Source organism: Nocardioides pocheonensis, from assembly GCF_003725535.1.
Lineage (GTDB): Bacteria > Actinomycetota > Actinomycetes > Propionibacteriales > Nocardioidaceae > Marmoricola > Marmoricola pocheonensis.
The window spans coordinates 33,045-55,550 of record NZ_RJSF01000003.1 but is presented as its reverse complement, the minus strand read 5'-3'; the positions used below and the strand labels follow the sequence as shown (position 1 = coordinate 55,550).

The 22,506-nt window shown below is 72.3% G+C and carries 25 protein-coding genes; 12 read left to right on the top strand and 13 right to left on the bottom strand.

Annotation, left to right across the window (positions count from 1 at the left end; all coding sequences use genetic code 11):
* Positions 1–55 precede the first annotated feature (55 nt).
* Positions 56–829, bottom strand: a complete 774-nt coding sequence (locus EFL26_RS00705) for an SDR family NAD(P)-dependent oxidoreductase (protein ID WP_123220965.1) — start codon at positions 827–829, stop codon at positions 56–58.
* A gap of 23 nt (positions 830–852) precedes the next feature.
* Positions 853–2,403, bottom strand: a complete 1,551-nt coding sequence (locus tag EFL26_RS00700; protein ID WP_245999925.1) for a molybdopterin-dependent oxidoreductase — start codon at positions 2,401–2,403, stop codon at positions 853–855.
* Between the two features lie 102 nt (positions 2,404–2,505).
* On the opposite strand from EFL26_RS00700, the gene ispF reads away from it, so the two are divergent.
* The 3 genes from ispF to EFL26_RS00685 all read left to right on the top strand — a co-directional run bounded on the left by ispF (position 2,506) and on the right by EFL26_RS00685 (position 4,620).
* The gene (gene ispF, locus EFL26_RS00695) at positions 2,506–2,991 is read left to right on the top strand and encodes a 2-C-methyl-D-erythritol 2,4-cyclodiphosphate synthase (RefSeq protein WP_123220963.1); all 486 of its coding nucleotides are present in this window, start codon (positions 2,506–2,508) and stop codon (positions 2,989–2,991) included.
* A 64-nt stretch (positions 2,992–3,055) separates the two neighbouring features.
* Positions 3,056–3,925, top strand: coding sequence for an alpha/beta fold hydrolase (locus EFL26_RS00690; protein WP_123220962.1), 870 nt, complete (start codon positions 3,056–3,058; stop codon positions 3,923–3,925).
* The gene (locus tag EFL26_RS00685) at positions 3,922–4,620 is read left to right on the top strand and encodes an IspD/TarI family cytidylyltransferase (RefSeq protein ID WP_123220961.1); all 699 of its coding nucleotides are present in this window, start codon (positions 3,922–3,924) and stop codon (positions 4,618–4,620) included. The genes EFL26_RS00690 and EFL26_RS00685 overlap by 4 nt, the downstream gene beginning before the upstream one ends.
* Here EFL26_RS00685 and EFL26_RS00680 read toward each other — a convergent pair.
* Both EFL26_RS00680 and EFL26_RS00675 read right to left on the bottom strand, forming a co-directional pair.
* Complete coding sequence (locus EFL26_RS00680) at positions 4,609–5,175, bottom strand: 2-C-methyl-D-erythritol 4-phosphate cytidylyltransferase (protein WP_245999924.1); 567 nt, start codon at positions 5,173–5,175, stop codon at positions 4,609–4,611. The two genes, EFL26_RS00685 and EFL26_RS00680, sit on opposite strands and share 12 nt — an antisense overlap.
* A gap of 71 nt (positions 5,176–5,246) precedes the next feature.
* Positions 5,247–5,732 (bottom strand): CarD family transcriptional regulator, encoded by a 486-nt coding sequence (locus EFL26_RS00675; protein WP_123220960.1) that lies wholly within the window; start codon positions 5,730–5,732, stop codon positions 5,247–5,249.
* 192 nt (positions 5,733–5,924) lie between these two features.
* Here EFL26_RS00675 and EFL26_RS00670 point away from each other — a divergent pair, with 192 nt between their 5' ends.
* The 4 genes from EFL26_RS00670 (at position 5,925) to EFL26_RS00655 (ending at position 9,150) form a co-directional block, all read left to right on the top strand.
* Positions 5,925–6,650, top strand: coding sequence for a UbiA family prenyltransferase (locus tag EFL26_RS00670; RefSeq protein ID WP_123220959.1), 726 nt, complete (start codon positions 5,925–5,927; stop codon positions 6,648–6,650).
* Positions 6,651–6,745: 95 nt separating this feature from the next.
* On the top strand, positions 6,746–7,279 hold the full coding sequence (locus EFL26_RS00665; RefSeq protein ID WP_123220958.1) for a hypothetical protein: 534 nt from the start codon (positions 6,746–6,748) through the stop codon (positions 7,277–7,279).
* Between the two features lie 13 nt (positions 7,280–7,292).
* Positions 7,293–8,033, top strand: coding sequence for a phosphoglyceromutase (locus EFL26_RS00660; protein ID WP_123220957.1), 741 nt, complete (start codon positions 7,293–7,295; stop codon positions 8,031–8,033).
* 70 nt (positions 8,034–8,103) lie between these two features.
* On the top strand, positions 8,104–9,150 hold the full coding sequence (locus EFL26_RS00655) for a GNAT family N-acetyltransferase (protein ID WP_123220956.1): 1,047 nt from the start codon (positions 8,104–8,106) through the stop codon (positions 9,148–9,150).
* 608 nt (positions 9,151–9,758) lie between these two features.
* On the opposite strand, the gene phoU is transcribed toward EFL26_RS00655, so the two are convergent.
* Complete coding sequence (phoU, locus tag EFL26_RS00650; RefSeq protein WP_123220955.1) at positions 9,759–10,412, bottom strand: phosphate signaling complex protein PhoU; 654 nt, start codon at positions 10,410–10,412, stop codon at positions 9,759–9,761.
* Between the two features lie 123 nt (positions 10,413–10,535).
* On the opposite strand from phoU, the gene EFL26_RS00645 reads away from it, so the two are divergent.
* From EFL26_RS00645 to EFL26_RS00635, 3 genes are all read left to right on the top strand, one after another.
* Positions 10,536–11,672 carry a sensor histidine kinase gene (locus EFL26_RS00645; protein WP_123220954.1) on the top strand — a complete coding sequence of 379 codons (1,137 nt, stop codon included), beginning with the start codon at positions 10,536–10,538 and terminating at the stop codon, positions 11,670–11,672.
* Positions 11,673–11,694: 22 nt separating this feature from the next.
* A complete protein-coding gene (locus tag EFL26_RS00640) occupies positions 11,695–12,372 on the top strand; it encodes a response regulator transcription factor (RefSeq protein WP_123220953.1) in 678 nt (225 codons plus the stop codon).
* 287 nt (positions 12,373–12,659) lie between these two features.
* Positions 12,660–13,475 (top strand): NAD-dependent protein deacetylase, encoded by an 816-nt coding sequence (locus tag EFL26_RS00635; protein ID WP_123220952.1) that lies wholly within the window; start codon positions 12,660–12,662, stop codon positions 13,473–13,475.
* Between the two features lie 23 nt (positions 13,476–13,498).
* Here the strand turns inward: EFL26_RS00635 and EFL26_RS00630 are convergent, their stop codons facing one another.
* From EFL26_RS00630 to EFL26_RS00610, 5 genes are all read right to left on the bottom strand, one after another.
* Positions 13,499–13,810: a hypothetical protein gene (locus EFL26_RS00630; RefSeq protein ID WP_123220951.1), complete on the bottom strand. Its 312-nt coding sequence runs from the start codon at positions 13,808–13,810 to the stop codon at positions 13,499–13,501.
* Between the two features lie 108 nt (positions 13,811–13,918).
* Positions 13,919–14,857, bottom strand: coding sequence for a DMT family transporter (locus EFL26_RS00625; RefSeq protein ID WP_221176784.1), 939 nt, complete (start codon positions 14,855–14,857; stop codon positions 13,919–13,921).
* A gap of 82 nt (positions 14,858–14,939) precedes the next feature.
* Positions 14,940–15,437 carry a type III secretion system chaperone family protein gene (locus tag EFL26_RS00620; protein ID WP_123220950.1) on the bottom strand — a complete coding sequence of 166 codons (498 nt, stop codon included), beginning with the start codon at positions 15,435–15,437 and terminating at the stop codon, positions 14,940–14,942.
* Positions 15,434–16,738 (bottom strand): D-inositol-3-phosphate glycosyltransferase, encoded by a 1,305-nt coding sequence (gene mshA / locus EFL26_RS00615; protein WP_425464092.1) that lies wholly within the window; start codon positions 16,736–16,738, stop codon positions 15,434–15,436. The genes EFL26_RS00620 and mshA overlap by 4 nt, the downstream gene beginning before the upstream one ends.
* Positions 16,739–16,817: 79 nt before the next feature.
* The gene (locus EFL26_RS00610) at positions 16,818–17,222 is read right to left on the bottom strand and encodes a hypothetical protein (RefSeq protein ID WP_123220948.1); all 405 of its coding nucleotides are present in this window, start codon (positions 17,220–17,222) and stop codon (positions 16,818–16,820) included.
* Between the two features lie 48 nt (positions 17,223–17,270).
* Between EFL26_RS00610 and EFL26_RS00605 the strand changes: the two genes are divergently transcribed.
* Complete coding sequence (locus EFL26_RS00605) at positions 17,271–18,032, top strand: SDR family oxidoreductase (protein ID WP_245999923.1); 762 nt, start codon at positions 17,271–17,273, stop codon at positions 18,030–18,032.
* Between the two features lie 204 nt (positions 18,033–18,236).
* Here EFL26_RS00605 and EFL26_RS00600 read toward each other — a convergent pair whose 3' ends face one another.
* Both EFL26_RS00600 and EFL26_RS00595 read right to left on the bottom strand, forming a co-directional pair.
* Positions 18,237–19,112 carry an N-acetylmuramoyl-L-alanine amidase gene (locus EFL26_RS00600; protein WP_245999922.1) on the bottom strand — a complete coding sequence of 292 codons (876 nt, stop codon included), beginning with the start codon at positions 19,110–19,112 and terminating at the stop codon, positions 18,237–18,239.
* The gene (locus tag EFL26_RS00595) at positions 19,109–19,657 is read right to left on the bottom strand and encodes an arsenate reductase/protein-tyrosine-phosphatase family protein (protein WP_183407970.1); all 549 of its coding nucleotides are present in this window, start codon (positions 19,655–19,657) and stop codon (positions 19,109–19,111) included. The genes EFL26_RS00600 and EFL26_RS00595 overlap by 4 nt, the downstream gene beginning before the upstream one ends.
* A gap of 105 nt (positions 19,658–19,762) precedes the next feature.
* Here EFL26_RS00595 and typA point away from each other — a divergent pair, with 105 nt between their 5' ends.
* On the top strand, positions 19,763–21,658 hold the full coding sequence (gene typA, locus EFL26_RS00590; RefSeq protein WP_123220946.1) for a translational GTPase TypA: 1,896 nt from the start codon (positions 19,763–19,765) through the stop codon (positions 21,656–21,658).
* Positions 21,659–21,675: 17 nt separating this feature from the next.
* Here typA and EFL26_RS00585 read toward each other — a convergent pair whose 3' ends face one another.
* A complete protein-coding gene (locus tag EFL26_RS00585) occupies positions 21,676–22,401 on the bottom strand; it encodes an AIM24 family protein (RefSeq protein ID WP_123220945.1) in 726 nt (241 codons plus the stop codon).
* Between the last annotated feature and the right edge of the window lie 105 nt (positions 22,402–22,506).

Sequence of the window (22,506 nt, the reverse complement as noted above, 5' to 3'; positions counted from 1 at the left end):
CCCGGCGTTGCGGGTTCGCGAGCTCACGCGCAGCCTTGCCCAACCTCTTCGCGTCTCAGACCCCGTAGCCGCCGTCGACGTCCAGCTTCTGACCGCTGACGAACCCGGCCCGGTCCGATGCGAGGAAGCAGACCGCCTCGGCGATGTCGACGGCCTGGCCGAACCGCCGCAGCGGGATGTTCGTGCGGGCCGCCTCGAGGGCGCGCTCGTCGAGCTCACCGGAGGAGATCAGCCGCTCGGCCATGCCGTCGGTGAGCATGCCCGGGCCCACGCAGTTCACGCGCACACCGAAGCGGCCCTCCTCGACGGCGAGCCCCCGCACCAGCGCTTCGACCGCCGCCTTGGGCACCGAGGACAGGCCGTCGCGGACCGGGAAGCGGGCGGTCGCGGCGGTCGTGACCGCGACGACGTTGCCGCCGCTCGCCCGCAGGGCCGGCAGGGCCGGGGCGACGACCCGGAAGAACGCGGCGGCGTCGCCGTCGAGCTGCCCGGCCAGCTCGGCCGGCGCGACCTGGCTGAGGTGCCGCATCGGGACGTGCGGCCCGGCGGCGTACACGAGCGTGTGGAGACCGCCGTACGCCGCGACCACGTGCTCGACCACCGCCGCGCACGCCGCGTCGTCGAGCAGGTCCAGGGCGACGGCCTCGCCGCGGACCCCGTACGCCGTGGCCTCGTCGACCGCCAGCTGCGCCCGCTCCCGCGACCCCCGGTAGGTGGCCACGACGGCGCTGCCGCGCTCGCCGAGCATCCGGACGATCGCGCGGCCGATGCCGCCGCTGCCCCCGACGACCAGCGCCGCGCCGGTCCGGTCCGCGAAGTCCTGGTCCATGGTCCGCAGCGTAGGGCGTGCGCTCAGGTCGCGCTGAACGACACCGTGTGCCACCCGGTCGCACCGTCGGGCACCACGTCGCGACGCGCGGACGTCTGGGTCGCGCCGGAGCGGTCGGTCGCCCGGACCACCAGCACATGGTCACCGGCCGCGACCTCGACGAGGTCGGTCCACTGCACCCACGTGTCCAGGTCCGGTACGCCGCCGAGGTCGGCCGTGCGCCACGGACCGCCGTCGAGCTGGTACTCCACGCGCTCGATGCCGGTGTGCTGCGCCCACGCGCTGCCGCCGACCCGGATCATCCCGGCCTTCACGTTGTCGCCCCCGCGCGGGACATCGATGCGCGACTCCGTCTTGACCGGTCCCTTCGCCGACCAGCCGCGACGGGTCCAGTAGGCGGTGAACCGGTCGAAGCGGGTGACCTCGAGGTCGACCAGCCACTTGGTCGCCGACACGTAGCCGTAGAGGCCGGGCACGACCGTGCGCACCGGGAAGCCGTGGTCGATCGGCAGCGGCAGGCCGTTCATCGCGACCGCGAGCATCGCGTTGCGGTCGTCGGTGAGGGCGGCGAGCGGCGTACCGCAGGTCCACCCGTCGTGCGACGTCTGCAGCACCGCGTCCGCGCCGGACTGCACGCCGACCTCCTGGAGCAGGTCGCGCACCAGCACGCCGGACCAGAACGCATTGCCGATCAGGTCGCCTCCGACCTCGTTCGACACGCAGCACAGCGTCACCCAGGCCTCGGTCAGCTGCCGCCGGATCAGGTCGTCGTAGGTGTAGGTGCGCTCCCGCTCCACCATGCCATGGATCCGCAGCTGCCAGTCCTTGGGCGAGATCGAGGGCGCCGACAGCACCGTGTGGATCAGGTAGAAGTCGCTGTTCGGCGTCCGCCACGGGGCGATGCCGGCCACGTCGACGTTCGCGCCCTCGGGCAGGGCGCCGTGGTGCACGGGGAGCCGCAGCAGCCTGCGCGCCTGCTCCACCTTGCGCCGGCTGCCGCTCGCGACGCGGCCGGCCGCCCCGGCCAGCAGCACCACGGCGGCGGCTCCGCCGGCGCGCAGGACGAAGGCCCGTCGCGACTCCGCGGAGAGGGCGCCCGAGACGGGGCCGGCGGCAGCGCCGGTGGCTCCTGCCGGCTCGGCCAAGAGCGGCGCGGTGAGCAGCCGCAGGGTCACGATCCATGTGACCAGGCCCACCACCACGGCCAGTCCGGACGCGATGCCCGAGTCCTTCAGCCGGATCACCGCGAGCAGCCCGACCAGCGCGAGCCCGGCGAACAGCAGGTCCGGCACCAGCGGGTGTCGCCGGGTGAGCAGCCCGGCCCAGCCGCACAGCACGATCAGCACCACCAGGGTTCCGGCGACCAGCAACGGCTTGTCGAGGTGGCCGACGAGGTGCACCAGCCGCACCGCCAGCGGCCCCGGCGTGAGGTCGCGGACGGCGCTGGCGACGGCGACCACCGGGGAGTTCGTCGCCCGCAGCGCCCACACCGTCGCCTGGCTGGTGACGATGCCGGCGGCACCGGTCAGCACGCCGGCCAGGGCCAGGTACGCTGACCTCCGATCTCCCGTCACCCGACCATCGTGGCGCATCGGCGCCCGTGACCGCGCGACGCGTGCTTACGATCCGCTGACGGGCTCCCCGCGCGTGGTCCTGCCGTGCGGCATGATCGTCGCGTGGACCTGCGGATCGGCATCGGCACCGACGTGCACCGCCTCGTCGAGGGCCGCCCGATGCGGATCGCCGGCCTGGACTGGCCCGAGGAGACCTCCGGGCCGGAGGGTCACTCGGACGGCGACGTCGTCCTGCACGCCGTCTGCGACGCGCTGCTCTCCGCAGCCGGCCTGGGCGACCTGGGGAGCAACTTCGGCAGCTCCGACCCGGAGTGGGCCGGCGCCGACAGCAACGACCTCCTCGCCGAGACCCTCCGCCGCGTGGGCGACGCCGGCTGGTCGGTCGGCAACGTCGCCGTGCAGCTGATCGGCAACCGGCCGCGGCTCGGCGCGCGCCGCGCGGACGCCGAGGCGGCGCTGGCCGACCGCCACGGGCTGACCGTCTCGATCTCGGCCACCACCACCGACGGACTCGGGCTGACCGGCCGGGGTGAGGGCCTCGCGGCGGTCGCCACCGCGTTGGTGACCCGACCCGGGCACCTGGGCTGACCCGCGACTGTCGGATGGACCACAGTTCCGCCAGTTTCCTGTTACCGGAAGGCACACTCAACTCATGAGGACCTTCGACGGCCTGGACCTGGACGTGCGCACGTACGGCCCCGAGCAGGTTCCGGTCACGATCCTGCTCGCGCACTGCTGGACCCTGAACCAGGAGGGCTGGCACTACCAGGTCCGCGCGCTGCAGCGGGAGTTCGGCCACGCGATCCGGATCGTCACGTGGGACCACCGCGGGCACGGTCGTTCGCAGGAGGCGCACAAGGCCAGCTGCACGATCGACAACCTCGCGCGGGACATGTCCGACGTGATCGACACCTACGCGCCGGAGGGCAAGCTCGTCCTGGCCGGCCACTCGATCGGCGGCATGACCGTGATGGCGCTGGCCGCGCAGCGGCCCGAGCTGTTCGACCGCGTGGTCGGGACCGCGTTCGTCGCCACCTCGTCGGGGCAGCTGAACACCGTGACGCTCGGCCTGCCGGAGATGGGGCCGCTGCTGCGCTCGCAGATCCCCCGCATGCTGGCCCTCCGTTCGCGCACCCTGACCAAGAAGGCCCGCCGGCGCGCGCCGATCATCGAGCGCCAAGTCGTGCACCGGTTCCTGTTCGGCCACCCGATGCGCCTCGTCGACGCCGCCCTGACCGTCGAGGGGATCATCAACTCGTCGGCCGCGACCATGGTCGGCTTCTACCAGGACTGCATGCACCACGACCGCGCCGAGGGGCTCAAGGTCCTCGACGGGATCCCCACCCAAGTGCTCGTCGGCACCCGCGACGTGCTGACTCCCCCGTCGCACGCCCGCCGGATCGCGGAGAGCGTCGAGGGCGCCGTGCTGACCGTCGTACCGGACGCCGGGCACATGCTCCCGCTCGAGCGCGACGAGCTCGTCTCGGGCGTCCTGATCCGGTTGCTCAGGCCGCACCTGTGACCGCCCGCTCCGCGATCGTGCTGCTCGCCGCCGGCTCCGGACGCCGGGTCGGGGCCGAGCGCAACAAGGTGCTGCTGCCGCTCGACGGCGTGCCGGTGCTGGCGCACAGCGTCCGCACCGCCCTCGCCGTGGACGGCGCGCACCGCGTCGTCGTGGTCGTGCGTGAGGAGGACCACGCCGAGGTGAGCGAGGCCCTCGCGCCCTACCTGGGCCCGCACGACGTGTGGCTCGTGGTCGGCGGCGAGGAGCGGCACGACTCGGAGTACCAGGCGCTCAGGGCGCTGCGCCCCGACATCGAGTCCGGCGAGATCGACGTGGTCGCGATCCACGACGCCGCCCGACCGCTCGCGACGGCCGCACTCTTCCGTGCGGTGGTCGACGTCGCGGCCACGCAGGGCGCCGCGGTCCCGGCCGTCCCCGCCGGGCGACTCAGCAACGCCGACGGATCGCTGGCCCCCGACGACCTCGTCGCCGTGCAGACCCCGCAGGCGTTCGAGGCCCGCGCACTGCTGGCGGCGTACGACGACGCGGCGGCCGACGGCTTCCGGGGCACCGACACCGCGGCCTGCCTCGAGCAGTACGCCGAGACGACGGTGCATTCCGTCCCCGGCGAGCGCCGCAACCTGAAGATCACCTTCGCCGAGGACCTGCGCCTGGCCGAGGAGCTCCTCGCGCTCGAGGCGTCAGGTCGCTGAGGCGCCCTCGGCCCGGCTGAGCGCCTCGAGGTCGGCGAGGTCGTGCTCGTCACGCACGCGACGCGACAGCGGCGGGGCCTCCAGCCAGACGACCTCCGCCCGCGTCGCCAGGTCGGCGACCAGGGCGGGGAAGTCGCTGGTGTCGAGTCGTTCGAGCCCGGCCAGCACTGCGGGCGGCACCACCACGGGCGAGGTGATCGCGCGCAGCCCGGAGCGGTCGACGGTCTCGCCGAGGCTGTCCTTGCTCGACCGCTTGACGGTGTCGGTCACGGGCCGGAAGCCCACGACGACCGCGCCGGTCTCCTCGCACGTCGCGGCGGCCTCGGCCAGGAAGTCCACCGGCGTCAGCGGGCACAACGGGTCGTGCAGGAGCAGTGCGCGCCCGGAGCGGCGTACCTGGTCGAAGGTGACCGAGGCGTCGAAGAGGACGATGCCCGCCTCGCCGACCGCCCACGACGCCGCGGCGACCAGCGACTCGCCGTGGACGAGTGCGAACGGCAGCGAGCCGCGGCCCTCGACCGGCACCCAGCCCAGCGGCTCGTCCTCGTGCGTCACCGGACCAGCAAAGCAGAACGCCCCCGATCACGAGGATCGGGGGCGTTCTGGTGCTGAAGGACCTGGGTAGGTCAGGACGCGAGCACCTCGTCGAGGATGGCCTCGGCCTTGTCCTCGTTGGTGTGCTCGGCCAGCGCCAGCTCGGAGACCAGGATCTGGCGCGCCTTGGCCAGCATCCGCTTCTCGCCTGCCGAGAGGCCCCGGTCACGCTCGCGGCGCCACAGGTCGCGGACGACCTCGGCCACCTTCATCACGTCACCGGAGTGGAGCTTCTCGAGGTTGGCCTTGTAGCGGCGCGACCAGTTGGTCGGCTCGTCGGGCACGATCGCACGAAGTACGTCGAAGACCCGGTCGAGACCCTCCTTGTCGACCACATCGCGAACCCCGACGAGGTCCAGGTTGCACGCGGGCACCCGGACGACGAGATCCTGCTGAGCCACGATGCGCAGAACGAGGTACTGCTTCTCCTCGCCCTTGATGGCCCGCATCTCGATGTCCTCGATGACCGCAGCCCCGTGATTTGGATAGACAACCGTTTCGCCGACGGTGAAAGTCATATGCGTGTGAACCCCTTTCAAGGTGACCAGTCTAACACGCGCCGCCAGCGATCCCTTTCGCGTTTGCGCAGGTCAGAGCCGCTATCGAGGCTTGACAAGGTGCCGATTCATGTGCGTCTGCCGACGCCACGACACACCCCCTCCTGCCGGTTCTGCCCACGGACGCGGCGTCCGTGCCGGTAGTTTTCGCCCATGAGCGAAGCGGTCTCCACCACCCGCTCGGGCCAGGTGAGGGACCTGGTCCGCAGCGCCCACCCGAAGCAGGCGGTGTTCCTGGCCGCCGTGCTGGGCGTGCTCGCGGCCGTCGACGGACGCCCCGGGCGGGAGTACCTCTCGACCGCGGCGGCCGTGCTCGCCGTCCAGCTCTCGCTCGGTCTGTCCAACGACCTGTGCGACCAGCACCACGACTACCGGGCCCAGACCGTGGGCAAGCCGATCGCGCAGGGACTGCTGCCGGCGAGCCGCGCGAGCTACTGGATGATGGTGCTGATCCTGCTCGCCGTGCCGCTGTCGGTGCAGAACGGCAGCGTCGCCGGCGTCGCCCTTCTGCTCACCCTGCCGATCGGCTGGGCGCACAACCGCTGGCTGCACCGCACCGCGTTCTCCTGGCTGGGCTGGACCCTCTCGGCCGCGCTGCTCCCCGCGTTCCTCGCGTACGGCGGCTGGGCGGGCGGCATGCACGGCAACCCGCCGACGTACGCCGTCACTGGTGCGGCCGCCGCGGTCGGCTTCTGCCTGCACTTCGTCACCACGCTGGGCGACCTCGTCGACGACAACAAGTCCGGCGCCCGGAACCTGCCGCTGCGGATCGCGCTGCGCATCGGCGCACCCCGGCTGCTGGTGCTCACGATCCTGTTCACCACGGCGGCCGTGGCGGGCCTGGCTGTTGCCAGTCTCACCCTCGGTCTGCGCCAGTGACGCCGTCGGTGAAGCGATAGGCTGCAGCCGCGTCCGGGCCGGTCGACGGCCTGCCACGCCTGTCTGTCCGCCACACCGAGAGGACCCGAGGTCCCGTGAAGTCCCCGCTCCGGCGTCGCACCGCGATCGCCGCCCTGCTGCTGGCTCCTGCCCTCACCGCCTGCGGGTTCAGTGCCCAGACCGATCAGGTCTACCAGCCGGCCGTCGGGGTCAACGACCGCTCCGGCGACGTCGACATCCTCAACGCGCTGATCGTCAGCGGCGAGGACGGCTCGGGCACGTTCGCCGGCACTCTGGTCAACAAGGACACGACCCAGGACGCCACCCTCGACACCGTCAGCGGCCCCGGCATCACGGCGTCGCGCACGACCGTCGACGTCCCTGCCGCCGGCAACGCGCGGCTCGCGGAGTCCGGCGACCTCACGCTCGAGGGGTCGTCGATCAAGCCGGGCACGTTCGTCGAGCTGACCTTCTCGTTCAGCAACGGCCAGACCACCACGATGAAAGTCCCGGTCGTCGAGGCGACCGGCGACTACCAGGACGTCCCGCTGCCGAGCGCGTCTCCGACGTCCTCGAAGTCGCCGAAGTCCTCGCCGTCGTCGTCGCCGTCGGCGACCGCCACCCAGTGATCGGGGCCTGACGATGGCGACCCTGATCCTGCTCCGCCACGGCGAGAGCGAGTGGAACGCGAAGAACCTCTTCACCGGCTGGGTCGACGTGGCCCTCACCGACAAGGGCCGGGCCGAGGCGACCCGCGGCGGCGAGCAGCTGGTCGAGGCCGGCCTGCTCCCCGACGTCGTGCACACCTCGCTGCAGCGCCGCGCGATCACCACCGCGCACCTCGCGCTGGATGCCGCCGACCGGCACTGGATCCCGGTGCGCCGGTCCTGGCGGCTCAACGAGCGCCACTACGGCGCCCTTCAGGGCAAGGACAAGAAGCAGATCCGCGACGAGTACGGCGAGGAGCAGTTCATGCTCTGGCGTCGCTCGTACGACGTCCCGCCGCCGCCGATCGACGACGACGACCCGTGGTCGCAGTTCGGCGACCCGCGCTACGCCGACCTCGGCGACGAGATGCCGCGCAGCGAGTGCCTCAAGGACGTCGTCGCTCGGATGCTCCCCTACTGGGACTCCGCGATCGTGCCCGACCTCGAGTCCGGGCTGACCGTGCTGATCGCGGCCCACGGCAACAGCCTGCGCGCGATCGTCAAGCACCTCGACCAGGTCTCCGACGCCGACATCGCCGGGCTGAACATCCCGACCGGCATGCCGCTGGTCTACGAGCTCGACGAGCAGCACGTGCCGACCGTCGCCGGCGGCCGCTACCTCGACCCCGAGGCCGCCGCTGCCGCGGCTGCGGCCGTCGCCAACCAGGGGCGCTGACTCCGGCGGGCGGTGGGCCCGGCGCGACGGGCCCGCTGGGGCGACCGGGCGCTGCTGGAACACTGGGGCCATGAGCTCCCTCCCGCTCGATCCTGCACCGACGCTTCCCGAGGGGTGGTCGGCCCGCGTGCCGACCGTCGAGGACGTGCCCCGGCTGGTGGAGCTGAGCGACGCGCACGTGGCGGCGACGCGGGGCAGCGGCGGTGTGGACGAGGACGCCGTGCTCGTCGCCGCCGTGGGTCCGGGCTCGTGGACGCGGCGCCAGCTGGTCGCGACCGACGGGCAGGACGAGATCAGGGCCTGGGCGTCCGTGCACGACCGCGCCGCCGGCCGCGCCGACCTCCGGCTCGTGGTCGACCCGGCGTGCCCGGAAGCGGGTCCGCTCGCCTCGGCGCTGCTGGAGTGGCAGGAGCGGGTGGTCGTCGCCCTCGGTGAGGCCAGGGCCGTGCCGGAGACCCGCATCGACGCGGTCGTCGAGGAGGGCGACCACGCGTCGCAGGAGTGGCTCCGGGCCGCCGGCTTCGCACCCGTGCGCCGGTGGCTGCACAAGCGGCGCCCCGTGTCCGCACCCGAGCCGATGCCGCCGCTCCGCGCAGGCGTGACGATCCGCCGCGTCGGCGTGCAGGAGCTCGGCGACGGCACGACGATGCCGGTCGCCGAGGACCTCCAGGCCGTGCACCGGATGCTCGAGGAGTCCTTCGAGGACCACTTCAACTCCTACCGCGAGAGCTTCCCGGAGTTCGCCCAGCGACTCCGCGAGGACCCCGGCCACCGCTGGGACCACTGGTGGCTGGCCCTCGTCGAGGAGGACGGGGTCCCCGTACCGGGCGGAGCCCTGGTCAGCTCGGTGCTCCCGGCGCGCGGAGACGGCGTACCGGGCACGTACGTCGACTACATCGGCGTCCACCGCCGCGCCCGTGGGCGCGGAGTCGCCAAGGCCCTGCTCTCGACCGTCGTGGCCGACGCCGCCAGACGGGGACGCGACCGGGTCTGCCTCAAGGTGGACGCAGACTCACCGACCGGCGCGGCCGACCTCTACCGCTCGCTCGGCTGGCGGACGTCGTACGCCACCGAGTCGTGGCACAAGGACGTCGCGGTCGAAGCACTCACCAGCTGATCGGACCACGACGCTGCGCCGCCAGGGCCGACCGGCACCAGCGCGACGCCGCCCCCGAACCACAGCGCTGCGCCGCCGGGTCCGTCCGGACTGACGAACCACGGCGAGCGCAGCAACTCCCGCACCCACAACGCTGCGCGGCCCCGAACCACAACGCTGCGCCGCCGGGTCCGTCCGGACTGACGAACCACGGCGAGCGCAGCAACTCCCGCACCCACAACGCTGCGCGGCCCCGAACCACAACGCTGCGCCGCCGGGCCCGTCCGGACTGCCGAACCACGGCGAGCGCTGCGCGGCCCCGAACCACAGCGCTGCGCCGCCGGGTCCGTCCGGACTGACGAACCACGGCGAGCGCTGCGCGGCCCCGAACCACAGCGCTGCGCCGCCGGGTCCGTCTGGACTGACGAACCACGGCGAGCGCAGCAACTCCCGCACCCACAACGCTGCGCCGCCCGGGTTCGTCTGGACTGACGAGCGACCTGCGAGCGCCAGCGAGCAGAGCGAGGAGGGAAGACGAACCCTTCAAGGGCGGCGTAGCAGCCCGAGCGGAGCGAGGGCCAGTCGAGACAGCGCAGCACGCCCGAGCGGAGCGAGGGCAATCAGTACAGCTAGTCCAAATATGTGGGCTGCTCGCCGGTCACCAGGAACACAACCCGCCGAGCGATGGAGACGGCGTGGTCGGCGATCCGCTCGTAGTAGCGGCCCAGGAGGGCGATGTCGACAGCCGGCTCGACGCCGTGCTTCCAGTCCGAGCCGAGCAGCTCGCGGAACGACGAGCGACGCAGCCGGTCCATCTCCTCGTCGACCTGCTCGAGCTCCTCGGCGGCGGCGACGTCGGAGTCGGCGATGATGTGGCCGACCTTGGCGACCATCACCTCGGCGACGGCCGACATCCGTGCGATGGTCGGCACCAGCTCGTCGGGCACAGCCACCTCGGGCACCCGCAGGCGCGCGATCTTCGCGATGTGCACCGAGAGGTCGCCCATGCGCTCGAACTCCCCGACCATGCGCAGCGAGGCGACCAGCATCCGCAGGTCGCCGGCCACCGGGTTCTGCAGCGCCAGCAGGTCGAAGCTCTCCTCCTCGATACGCACGCGCAGCACGTCGACGGCCTCGTCCTCGGAGATCACCTGCTCGGCGAGCTGGGCGTTCCCGTCGAGGAGCGCCTGGGTCGCCTTCGACACGGCCTCGCCGACGAGCCTGGTCATGGTGAGCAGGTCGTCCCTGATCGCGTCGAGTTGGTCGGTGTAGGCATCGCGCATGACGTCGAGGTTAGTTCCGCGAGGTGAACGGAGGGCGACGAAGCGTGAACGGGCGGCGAACAGTCCTTGAAGGGCGGTCCCGGACGCCGAACACCAGGTGAAGGGCTGCGTACGATCAGGGCCGTGAGCTCGACGACGCAAGCGCTGCTCTTCGCCCTGCTCGGGGCGGTCCTGGGAGCAGGTGTCGTGCTCGCGTGGCGGATCAGCGAGGCCCAGACCCGGCCCGAGGTGGGGCCCGTGCCGACGCTGCCGCCCGGTATCGCCGCCGTCCTCTCCGTGCTGCGCAGCAGCGCCCTGGTCGTGGACAGCAGCGAGCAGGTCCTCAAGGCCTCCGCACCGGCGATCGCCATGGGCCTGGTCCGTGACCGGCGGATCGCGGTGCGCGAGCTGGCCGACCTGGTGCGCCAGGTACGCCGGGACGGCCAGATCCGCGAGACCGAGATCGTGATGCAGCGCGCGCCCGGTACGCCGCCCCGCCACGTCTCCGCCCGGGTCGCGCCGCTGAGCTCGCAGCTGGTGCTCGCGCTCGTCGAGGACCGCACGCGGGAGCACCGGGTCGAGTCGATCCGCCGCGACTTCGTCGCCAACGTCAGCCACGAGCTGAAGACGCCGGTCGGGGCGATCCGGCTGCTGTCCGACGCGGTGATCGACGCCGCCGACGACCCCGAGGCCGTGCAGCGGTTCGCGGGCCGGATGCACACCGAGAGCGAGCGGCTCGCCCGGCTCGTGCAGCAGATCATCGAGCTCTCGCGCCTGCAGGGCGACGACCCCCTCGACGAGCCGCTGCCGGTGGACGTCGACGACATCCTCAAGCGCGCGATCGACGAGAACTCCACCGACGCGGCCGCGAGCGGCATCGACCTGGTCCGCGACGGCACCGAGGGGCTGGTCCTGCTGGGCAACCGCGAGCAGGTGGCGGTCGCGGTCGGCAACCTGGTGGCCAATGCCGTCGCCTACTCGCCGGCCGGCTCCACCGTCGTCGTGGCCGCGAAGCCGGGCGACACCACCGTCGACATCACCGTCACCGACCAGGGCATCGGCATCCCGGCCCACGAGATCGACCGCATCTTCGAGCGGTTCTACCGCGTCGACCCGGCCCGGCACCGCTCCACCGGCGGCACCGGCCTCGGCCTGTCCATCGTCAAGCACGTGGCGGCGTCGCACGGCGGCGACGTACGCGTGTGGTCGGTCGAGGGCCAGGGCTCGACGTTCACGCTCACCCTTCCGAGGAAGGTTCCCACGATGGAGGCACCCCAGTGACCGCTCGCCCGAAGGCACCACGATGACCCGCGTGCTCGTCGTCGAGGACGAGGAGAGCTACAGCGACGCCTTGTCCTACATGCTGCGCAAGGAGGGCTTCGAGGTCGCCGTCGCCGCGACCGGACCGGACGCGCTGACGGAGTTCGACCGGGCCGGCGCGGACATCGTGCTGCTCGACCTCATGCTTCCCGGCATGCCCGGCACCGAGGTCTGCCGCCAGATCCGGCAGACCTCGAACGTGCCCGTGATCATGGTCAGCGCGAAGGACGACGAGGTCGACAAGGTCGTCGGGCTCGAGCTCGGCGCCGACGACTACGTCACCAAGCCGTACTCCCCGCGCGAGCTGGTCGCCCGCATCCGGGCCGTGCTCCGGCGCGGCACCGAGCCGGACCTCAGCCCGGCCACGCTCGAGGCCGGGCCGGTCCGGATGGACGTCGAGCGCCACGTGGTCACGATCAACGGCACCGACGTACGGCTGCCGCTGAAGGAGTTCGAGCTGCTCGAGATGTTCCTGCGCAACCCCGGGCGGGTGCTCACCCGCGGCCAGCTGATCGACCGCGTGTGGGGGTCGGACTACGTCGGCGACACCAAGACGCTCGACGTGCACGTCAAGCGCCTGCGCGCGAAGATCGAGCCGAACCCGGCCGAGCCGCACCTGCTCACGACCGTGCGAGGCCTGGGCTACAAGCTCGATCTCTGAGCCGACACCCTGCGAGGCACGAGCAGGGTGTCGACGCGAAGAGGTTGAGCGAGCGCGCGAGTGAGCTCGCGAACCCGCGACCGCAGGCCGAACCCTGAGCGAGCGCGCGGGTGAGCTCGCGAACCCGCGACCGCGGGCCGAAACCTGAGCTCCCGTCGGTCGACCGGTCCGCGGCGGTGAGCTCGACGGGGCCGTTTCTCCCCATTCGACGGGCGGTTTCCCCCAACTCAACGGGCCGTTTCCCCCAACTCAACGGGTCCTTTCCGCCAACTGGACATACTTGACCCGTGAGCGTGCAGGAGGTCGCGGCGACCGGGCTGACCGAGGTCCTGGGTGACCGTCGGTGGCTGGTCCTCACCGGGGCGGGGGTCTCCACCGACTCCGGCATCCCCGACTACCGCGGGGCCGGGGCGCCGGTGCGGGCGCCGATGACGATCCAGCAGTTCCGGTCCGGCCATCCCGCTCGTCAGCGCTACTGGGCGCGCAGCTTCCTGGGCTGGCGCTCGATGGGCACGGCGCTGCCCAACGCGACCCACCGCATCCTGGCGCGGCTCGAGGCCGAGGATCGCCTGACGGGTCTGATCACGCAGAACGTCGACGGGCTGCACACCGCCGCGGGCCACCGCGACCTGGTCGAGCTGCACGGCCGCATCGACCGCGTGACCTGCCTCGACTGCGGCACCGGCTCGAGCCGTGCGGCGCTGCAGGACCGGCTGACGGCCCTGAACCGCACCTTCGTCGCGACCGGGCTCCGCACGCTGCCCGACGGTGACGTCGACCTCGAGTCGACCGGCGGCTTCGTGGTCGCCGCGTGCGACCGGTGCGGCGGCGTGCTCAAGCCCGACGTGGTGTTCTTCGGCGAGAGCGTCCCGCCGACCCGCGTGAGTCGGTGCACGGCGCTCGTCGAGCAGGCCGAGGCCCTGGTGGTGCTGGGCTCGTCGCTGCACGTCTTCAGCGGGCGCCGGTTCGTCAAGCAGGCGCACCTGCGCGGGATCCCCGTCGTGATCGTCAACCGTGGCCAGACGCGTGGTGACGGCTACGCGACCGTCAAGGTCGACGAGGGGTGTGCCGAGACTCTCGGGGCCCTGGTCTCAGCGGGCTGAGCCGCTGCGGCCGGAGGCTGCGGTCAGACGGCTGCGGCCCGGGGCCCGGGCATGGGCATCGCGCCCTCGAAGCGGGAGTCGTCCACGCGGGGCGACGAGTCGATGACGCCGAGCATCGGCGCGCGGGCCGCGACCCGGACCGCCGAGACCCTCTCGAGGCGCACGACGACGTGGTCGTCGGTGCCGTTCTCGAGGACCACGCCGTGGCCGTCGCTGGCCGCCACGTGTCCCTCGAGCCACTGTCCCTCGACGAGCACGTCGACGCGCATCCCGCCTTCGCGAGCGCGGTCGAGCGCGGTACCGATCGTGTAGACGATCGAGCTGAACGTGGCCATGGCCGTCTCCCCCTTGTGGTCCGCCCCCGTGACGGCTTCCACCAGTCTGTGCCGATGTCAGGCAAATCGGGTCGAAACCGCGGAAACCTGACCGAACGGCCGATGGGGTCAGACCCGAACGGTGGAGACCGCCCGCGGCTTGCGTCGGGTCAGCAGCACCCCGAAGATGCACAGCAGGCCGCCGGCGAAGGCGAGCGCGGGTGGCACCTCGTCGAGCAGCACCCAGGCCAGCACCGCGGTGATCCCCGGCACCAGGAACGTCGTGATCGCCTGCTTGCCGGCGTCGGTGTGGCGCAAGGCGTAGGCCCACAGGCTGAACGCGAGCGCGGTCGGGAAGGTCCCGAGGTAGGCGATCCAGGCGAGGTCGGCCCCGCTCCCGTGCCGGACCACGCCGACGAGGTCACCGGACCACGGCAGGCACACCACGACGCCGATCCAGCAGGCGTAGCAGACCACCTCCAGGCCCGAGAGCCGGCGCAGCAGGACCTTCTGCGACACCACGCCGACGGCGTACGTCACGGCCGCCAGGAGCGCCAGCAGCACGCCGCTGACGTCCGAGCCGCCGTGCCCACGCATCGCCAGGCCGATCACCACCACGCCCGCGAACGCGACCGCGATGCCGCCCAGCAGCCAGGGGGTGAGGCGCTCGCCGAGGAACACAGCGGCGAGGAGCGCGACGACGATCGGGCCGATCTGCACCAGCATCGCCGCGGTTGCCGCGTCGATCCGGCGCTCGCTGTCGTTGAGGGCGATGTTGTAGATCCCGAACCACGCGATGCCGCACAGCAGCAGGAGCAGCACCTCGTTGCGGGTGAGCCGGGCGCGGCGCCCGCGCAGCAGCAGGAAGGAGAGCGCGACGGAGCCGACCAGCAGCCGGCCCAGCGACAGTGCCCCCGGTGTGACGTCGTGGCCGAGGTGCCGGATGGCCACGAACGCCGAGGCCCACAGCAGCAGGGTCACGCCCAGGGCGGTGACGGGCAGCCAGGCGGCCGGGCGCTCCGACGCGACGACGACGGGGGACTTCTCGGTGCTGCTGGTGCTGGTCACTGCTGGAACGTAGTCGAGCGCCGGGTCCGGTGACACGCGGTTTTCGGCCGTCGTACCGCCAGATCCGGCCACGTGCGCGCCGTCAGGCCTCGCTCTCCAGCCAGCCGCGGAACGCCTCGAGGTTCGCCGTGGACTCGCCCTTCGCGATCCGCCACTCCCATTCCTTGCGGATCGAGCTGGCGAACCCGAGCTCGAGGATCTGGTTGAACGACTCGTCGGCGTAGGTGAGCACCGAGCCGAGCAGCCGGTCGATCTCCTCGGGGGTCACCACGGACAGGGGCAGGCGCGCGTCGAGGAAGATGTCGCCGAGCGGGTCGAGGGCGAAGGCGACCCCGAACATGCGGAGGTTGCGCTCGAGCAGCCAGCGGTAGACGGCCTCGAAGTTCTCGTCGGGGCGCCGGCAGACGAACGCGTGCACGCTCAGGGCGTGCGGCCCGACCTCGAGGCGCACGGGCGTCTGCAGCTTGCGCTGGCCGGGCAGGACGACGTCGAAGACGCCCTCGGCGGTCTCCTCCCAGTCCAGCTCGCTGTCGGCGAGCGTGGAGCGGATCGTCTCGGCGGCCCCGTCGGGCCGCGTCACCGCACGACCTCGGCGGCCATCAGCTCGACCGCGCGCCCGTAGACGCCGAGGGTGGCGTCCGCCGTCCGGTCCCAGCTGAAGTCGGCGGCCTGGGCGACGGCACCCACGGACAGAGCCGCGCGCAGCCCGGGTGAATCGATGATCCGCTCGAAGACGCGCGCGTAGTCCTCCGGGTCGTGGCCGTCCACGAGGACGCCGGAGATCCCGTCCGCGACGGCGGTGGTCAGGCCACCGACCGCGGCGGCGACGACCGGCGTGCCGACGGCCTGCGCCTCGACGGCGACCAGCCCGAAGCTCTCGTTGTACGACGGCACGCACACCAGCGTCGCCGCGGCGTACCAGTCGGCGAGCTCGTCGCGGTGCACCGGCGGCACGAACCGGACGACGTCGGACAGCCCGAGCGCGTCGGCCAGGTCGGCCAGCGCGGTCGGGTGCTCGAGACCGCTGCCCGACGGACCGCCGACCACCGCGACCACGAGACGGGAACGGCGGCTGGGGTCGCGCCGCAGGAGCGCGTCGGCAGCACGCAGCAGCACGTCGGGGGCCTTCAGCGGCTGGATCCGGCCGACGAACAGCAGCACGTCGGCGTCGGCGGGAAGGCCGAGACGCGCCCGCGCGTCGGCCATCGGCACCGGGCGGAAGGCGTCGAGGTCGACACCGGGATGGACCACCTCGACCCGGGTGGGATCGGCGGCGTAGCTGTTGATCAGGTCCTTCGCCTCGTCGTCGGTGTTCGCGATCAGCATGTCGGCCGCGGCGACCACCTGCTCCTCGCCGATCACGCGCGCCTGCGGCTCGGGGGTGTCGCCGTCGGCGAGCAGGCCGTTCTTGACCTTGGCCATCGTGTGCATCGTGTGCACCAGCGGCACGCCCCAGCGGTCGCGGGCCAGGGCGCCGACCTGGCCGGACAGCCAGTAGTGGCTGTGCACGGCGTCGTAGTGGCCCACGTCGAACTGCGCCTCGGTGCGCAGCACCTCACGGGCGAACACGCACAGCTGGCCGGGCAGGTCGTTCTTGGCCAGGCCCTCGAACGGGCCGGCCACGATGTGCCGGACCTGTACTCCCGGGGCGATCGGGACGTCCGCCGGCTGGCTGGACGCCGTCGCGCGGGTGTAGATGTCGACCTCGATGTCGCGCTGCGCGAGGCGGCGGGCGAGCTCGGTGACGTAGACGTTCATGCCGCCGGCGTCACCGGTGCCGGGCTGGTCGAGCGGGGACGTGTGCAGCGAGATCATGGCCAGCCGCCGCAACGACGGCGTGCTCAGCGCCCCGGGCCGGGCGGCGTACTCCAGTGAACTCACGCGCATACCTCCGCCCAACAGAACCATGACCGCGACCGTCCCATTCCCGGCGGTGTGTACCCGGATCGGGCCGCCGGACTCACCGGTGGTGCGTGGGCGCGTAGGCCCCCGCCCGGTCGGCACCGGGCCGCCGGGACATCACGAGCACGACGACCAGCACGATCAGGCCGCCGAGGAGGTGGGTGGTGGCGGGGCCCTTCCAGCCGTCGGCGCGGTCGTCGATGGCCTGGTCCACGACCTGCCACACCGAGGCGGCCAGCAGGGGGAAGGCGACCGACACGATGAGCCGCAGCCAGACCGGGGCGTGCGCGACAATCGCGTAGCCCATCAGGCACAGCGCCGCGAGCACGCCCGCGTAGCCGGCGACCGCCAGCGCGCCGTGCCAGCTCGGCGACCGGTGGGCGAGGAACGACAAGCCGCCGGCGAGAGCGAGCAGCAGTCCGCCGAGGCCGCCCAGGGCGGCGGCCAGGAGTCTCGGGCTCATGACAGGATGATGGCCGCCCAACCGATCCAGCGCCACAGGAGGCCCCTCGTGCCGACCCCGCCGAGCCGCCTCGCCGTGGTCACCGGGGCCAGCAGCGGCATCGGCGCCGCCACGGCGCGCGCCCTGGCGGGCGAGGGCTTCCGCGTGGTCTGCGCGGCTCGGCGTACCGATCGGGTCGAGGCGCTGGCCGCGGAGATCGGCGGCGTCGCCGTGACCTGCGACGTGACCTCCGACGAGTCGGTGCAGGCGCTCGCGGCCGCCGCCGGACCGCGCGTCGAGGTGCTGGTCAACAACGCAGGCGGCGCGGTCGGCCTCGACCGGGTCGAGGACGCCGCGGTCGCCGACTGGCAGCAGATGTACGACGTCAACGTGCTCGGCGCGCTCCGCGTCACCCGCGCGCTGCTCCCGGCGCTCCGGGCTGCGGCGGACGCGGTGATCGTCAACATGGGCTCGACCGCCGGCCGCGGCGTCTACCCCGGCGGCGGCGGATACGTCGTGGCCAAGCACGGCCTGCGCGCGCTCAGCGAGACGCTGCGCCAGGAGCTGAACGGTGAGCCGATTCGGGTCACCGAGATCGCGCCCGGCATGGTGCGCACCGAGGAGTTCTCCCTGAACCGGCTCGGCGACCCGGAGCGGGCCGACGCGATCTACGCCGACGTCGACGAGCCGCTGGTCGCCGAGGACGTCGCCGAGGCGGTCCGCTGGGTCGCCACCCTCCCCCGCCACGTCAACATCGACGAGCTGGTCATCCGCCCCGTCGCCCAGGCCGCCCAGCACCAGCTGCACCGGGGCCCCCTCTTCGACCGTTGAGTTGGGGAAGACCGCCCCTTGAGTTGTGGGAAACCGCCCCCTGAGTTGGGGAGTACCGCCTACCAGTCCGGGACTTCCACCCGGCGCGCCGATGACTCTCCCAGGCCGTGCCGCGCCCAGGGTCGGTTTCCCCCCAAGTCGAGGGGCCGTATCACGCAATTCGACGGGCGGTAACCCCCAACTCGGCGGGCGGTTTCCCCCAACTCAACGGGAGAGGTAGGCGCGGATGCCGCGGACGACGGCGCGGGCGTAGAGGACGCGTCCGGTGAGGGTGGTCATCCGGTGGGCGTCGGAGCGGTTGCGCATGTTGCCGACCTCGAGCATGGCGGCCGGGACGTCGGACATGTTCAGCGTGCCGAGGTCGGAGCGGATCGACAGCGCCGAGCCGTGGCCGACGTACGTCGAGCGCGGGATGCCCAGCGCGTCGAAGCCGGAGCGCAGCGCCTTGGCGAGCCGCAGCGACGGCGCCGCGATGTCGGTGGTCCAGGGGCTGCGGGCTGTGGGGGCGATCACGTGGAAGCCGTGGTCGGCCGACGGAGCACCGTCGGCGTGCAGGCTGACCATGAGCGTCGCGCCGACCCGGGCACCGAACTCGCCGCGCGCGTCGACGCACGGCCCCCACAGCGCCTCGCTGTTCCGTGTGCGGGTCATCGCCACCTCGGCGCCGAGCGCCTGCAGCCGCGCCTGCACCAGCCGCGCGACCCGGAAGTTCAAGGTGGCCTCCGCGTAGCCGCCGTTGGTCGACGTGCCGGTCGTGTTGCACGGCTTGCTGAAACCACCGGCCGGCACCAGCCGGTTGATCTGGGCCGGGAAGTTGTGGTTGCCGAGCTGGTGGCCCGGGTCCAGCGCGATCCGTACGCCGGACAGCGGCAGCGCCGCGGCAGCCGCCCGGGACGCCGGAGACGGCGTCGATGACGAGGCCGCCGAAGAGGCAGGAGGCGACGCGGGCGCCGCGGCCCCGACGGCTCCCGGCGGCCGCGTGCCCTCGAGCAGCGGCGGCGTCGCGGCCAGGGACGCCAGCAGGCCGACGGTCGCCACGACCACCCCGAGGGCGTGGCCCGTCGCGCGGAGACCGGTCACCCGTCGAGCCCCTTCGCGATCTGCTGCACCGCGACGTCGATGGTCGCCGCCGCGTGCGCGTGCGCCTCCGGACCGCGGCGGTAGGGGTCGGGCACGTCCTGCTCGAGGTGGGCGACCAGCGACCGGTGGGCGCCGGCCCACTTCACCAGCTCGTGGGGCGTGCTTCCCTCGGCCTGCTCCACGAGCGCGGCGAACTCCAGGATCGTGAAGGTGCGCCGCAGCGCGGTCGGGAGCTCGGCGAGCACCTGCGACCGCAGCTCGCGGGTCGCGGTGAGCACGAGGTCGCTGGCCTCGACGATGTGCGGGGTCAGCTGGCGGGCGGCAAAGCCGGTCGGGTCGCCACCGTAGGTCCGGAGCTCCTCGGCGGCGTACTTGCTCATCGCGTAGCCGATCATCGCGCCGACCCCGGCGCTGGAGACCTCGAAGCGGTCGGGGGGCAGTCTCGAGGCGAGCAGCCGCTCCCCGACCGGCGAGCGGCACACGTTGCCGATGCACACGAAGAGCACCCGGAAGGGCGCTGCGGATGCACGGGCAGGGGTGGACACGACACTCACGATAGACTCGGGTGCCATCGTCCGACGCATTCTGCGTCCGACGCACACCGCGGACCGTGACCGGTCTCACCCCTGCCCGGAAGGCATCAGTACCTCATGTCCCTCAGCACCCGCTCCGACCTGCGCAACGTGGCGATCGTGGCGCACGTCGACCACGGCAAGACCACCCTGGTCGACGCCATGCTCCTCCAGGCGGGCGCGTTCTCGGCGCACCAGGCCGAAGGGGTCGCCGAGCGCGCGATGGACACCGGTGAGCTCGAGCGCGAGAAGGGCATCACGATCCTCGCGAAGAACACCGCGGTGCACTACGCCGGGCCCGCGGCCGACGGCAAGCCGATGACGATCAACATCATCGACACCCCCGGCCACGCCGACTTCGGCGGCGAGGTGGAGCGCGGCCTGTCGATGGTCGACGGCATCGTGCTCCTGGTCGACGCCAGCGAGGGCCCGCTGCCCCAGACCCGGTTCGTCCTCCGCAAGGCGCTCAACGCCGACATGCCCGTGATCCTGGTCGTGAACAAGACCGACCGCGGCGACGCGCGGATCGCCGAGGTCGTCGACGAGACCTACGAGCTGTTCATGGACCTGCTCGACGACTCGCACAGCCAGGACGCCCTCGACTTCCCGGTGGTCTACGCCTCCGGCAAGGCGGGCATCGCCTCGCTGACCCAGCCGGAGAACGGCACGCTGCCGGCCGACTCCAAGGACCTCGAGCCGCTGTTCCGCACGATCCTCGAGACGATCCCCGCCCCGACGTACACCGAGGGCGCGCCGCTGCAGGCGCACGTCACCAACCTCGACGCGAGCCCGTTCCTCGGCCGGCTCGCCCTGGTCCGGGTGCACGAGGGCACGCTGCGCAAGGGCCAGAACGTCGCGTGGATGAAGCGCGACGGCACCACCAAGACCGTCAAGATCACCGAGCTGCTGGTCACCGAGGGCCTCGAGCGCAAGCCCGGTACGACGGCCGGGCCGGGCGACATCGTCGCGATCGCCGGCATCCCCGACATCACCATCGGCGAGACCCTGGCCGACCCGGAGAACCCCGTCGCGCTGCCGCTGATCCACGTCGACGAGCCCGCGATCTCGATGACGATCGGCACGAACACCTCCCCGCTGGCCGGCAAGGGGCAGACCAAGAACACCAAGGTCACAGCCCGCCTGGTCAAGGACCGCCTCGACAGCGAGCTGGTCGGCAACGTGTCGCTGCGGATCCTGCCGACCGAGCGTCCCGACGCCTGGGAGGTGCAGGGTCGCGGCGAGCTGGCGCTGGCGATCCTCGTCGAGCAGATGCGGCGCGAGGGCTTCGAGCTCACCGTCGGCAAGCCGCAGGTGGTCACCAAGACGATCGACGGCAAGCTGCACGAGCCGACCGAGCGGCTCACCATCGACGCACCGGAGGAGCACCTCGGCGCGATCACGCAGCTGCTGGCCCAGCGCAAGGGCCGGATGGAGCAGATGACCAACCACGGCACGGGCTGGGTGCGGATGGAGTTCCTCGTCCCGTCGCGCGGCCTGATCGGCTTCCGCACCGAGTTCCTCACCCAGACCCGCGGCACCGGCATCGCGCACCACATCTCCGAGGGCTACGAGCCGTGGGCCGGCGAGATCAAGTCCCGCTCGCAGGGCTCCCTGGTCGCGGACCGCTCGGGTGCCGCCACGGCGTACGCGATGACGAACCTGCAGGAGCGCGGCGTGCTGTTCGTCGAGCCGACCACCGAGGTCTACGAGGGCATGATCGTCGGCGAGAACTCCCGCGCCGACGACATGGACGTGAACATCACCAAGGAGAAGCAGCAGACCAACGTCCGCTCCTCCACGTCGGACAACTTCGAGAAGCTCATCCCGCCGAAGAAGCTCAGCCTCGAGCAGTGCCTGGAGTTCTGCCGCGAGGACGAGTGCGTCGAGGTGACCCCGGACGCCGTGCGGATCCGCAAGGTGCACCTGAGCGCGCAGGAGCGCGCCAAGTCGGCGGCACGCGCCCGGCGCGGCTGACGCGAGGACTCCCCGGATCAGCCTCCGAGGAGCCCGCCGAGGCCTCCCCCGCCGCCGCTGGTCTGCTGGCCACCGCCCTGCACGACGGACTCGCTCGGCTGGACCAGCACGTAGCCCTGGCCACCGAACGCCATCTGGAAGGTCTCGCCGGTGCCTCCGCGCACGAGTGACTTCAGGCCCCCGGTGTCGACACGGATGTCCATGGTGACGCCGGAGGTCCACAGGACGACCGCCTGCGCGTCGCCGAAGGTCGGAGCGCTCGCGACGTCGAGGGCGACCGGTTCGCCCCTCGTGGTGATCGCGACGTACCCGGTGCCCCGCAGGGCGACGTTGTAGAGGCCACCGGTCATCGCGGCGCCGCGCGCCTGGATCCGGTGGATGTCCCACTCGATGGAGGACGAGAAGGCGAGCACGTTGGCGCCGTTGACGGAGAGCGAGTCGTTCTCCAGGTAGATGACCTGGATCTCCGAGGCCTGGTCGGCCACGAACAGCTCGCCCTGGCCGGTGCACTGCATCATGTCGACGCCCTCGCCGGTCACCGCGGACTTCAGCATCTTGCCGAGGCCTCCCGCGCCCTTGTTCTGGAAGCGGACGTCGCCCTGGTACGCCACCATCGACCCGGTCCGCGCCCACACCGGCCCGAAGCCCATCTGGATCTTCAGCAGCTTCTTGTTCTGGAGCGAGAACGGGTCCTGGGACGCGTTCTCCTTGAAGTCGGTGAACAGGGATCCGTGGATGGCCATGCCTGGTGCCGCCCCTCCGTACGTCGTGATCCCGGCCCGGCGGCCGGGTCTCTCGACTCTAACGACGGCGGCACCCCGTCCGTAGGCTTCCTGGAGAATCCGCGG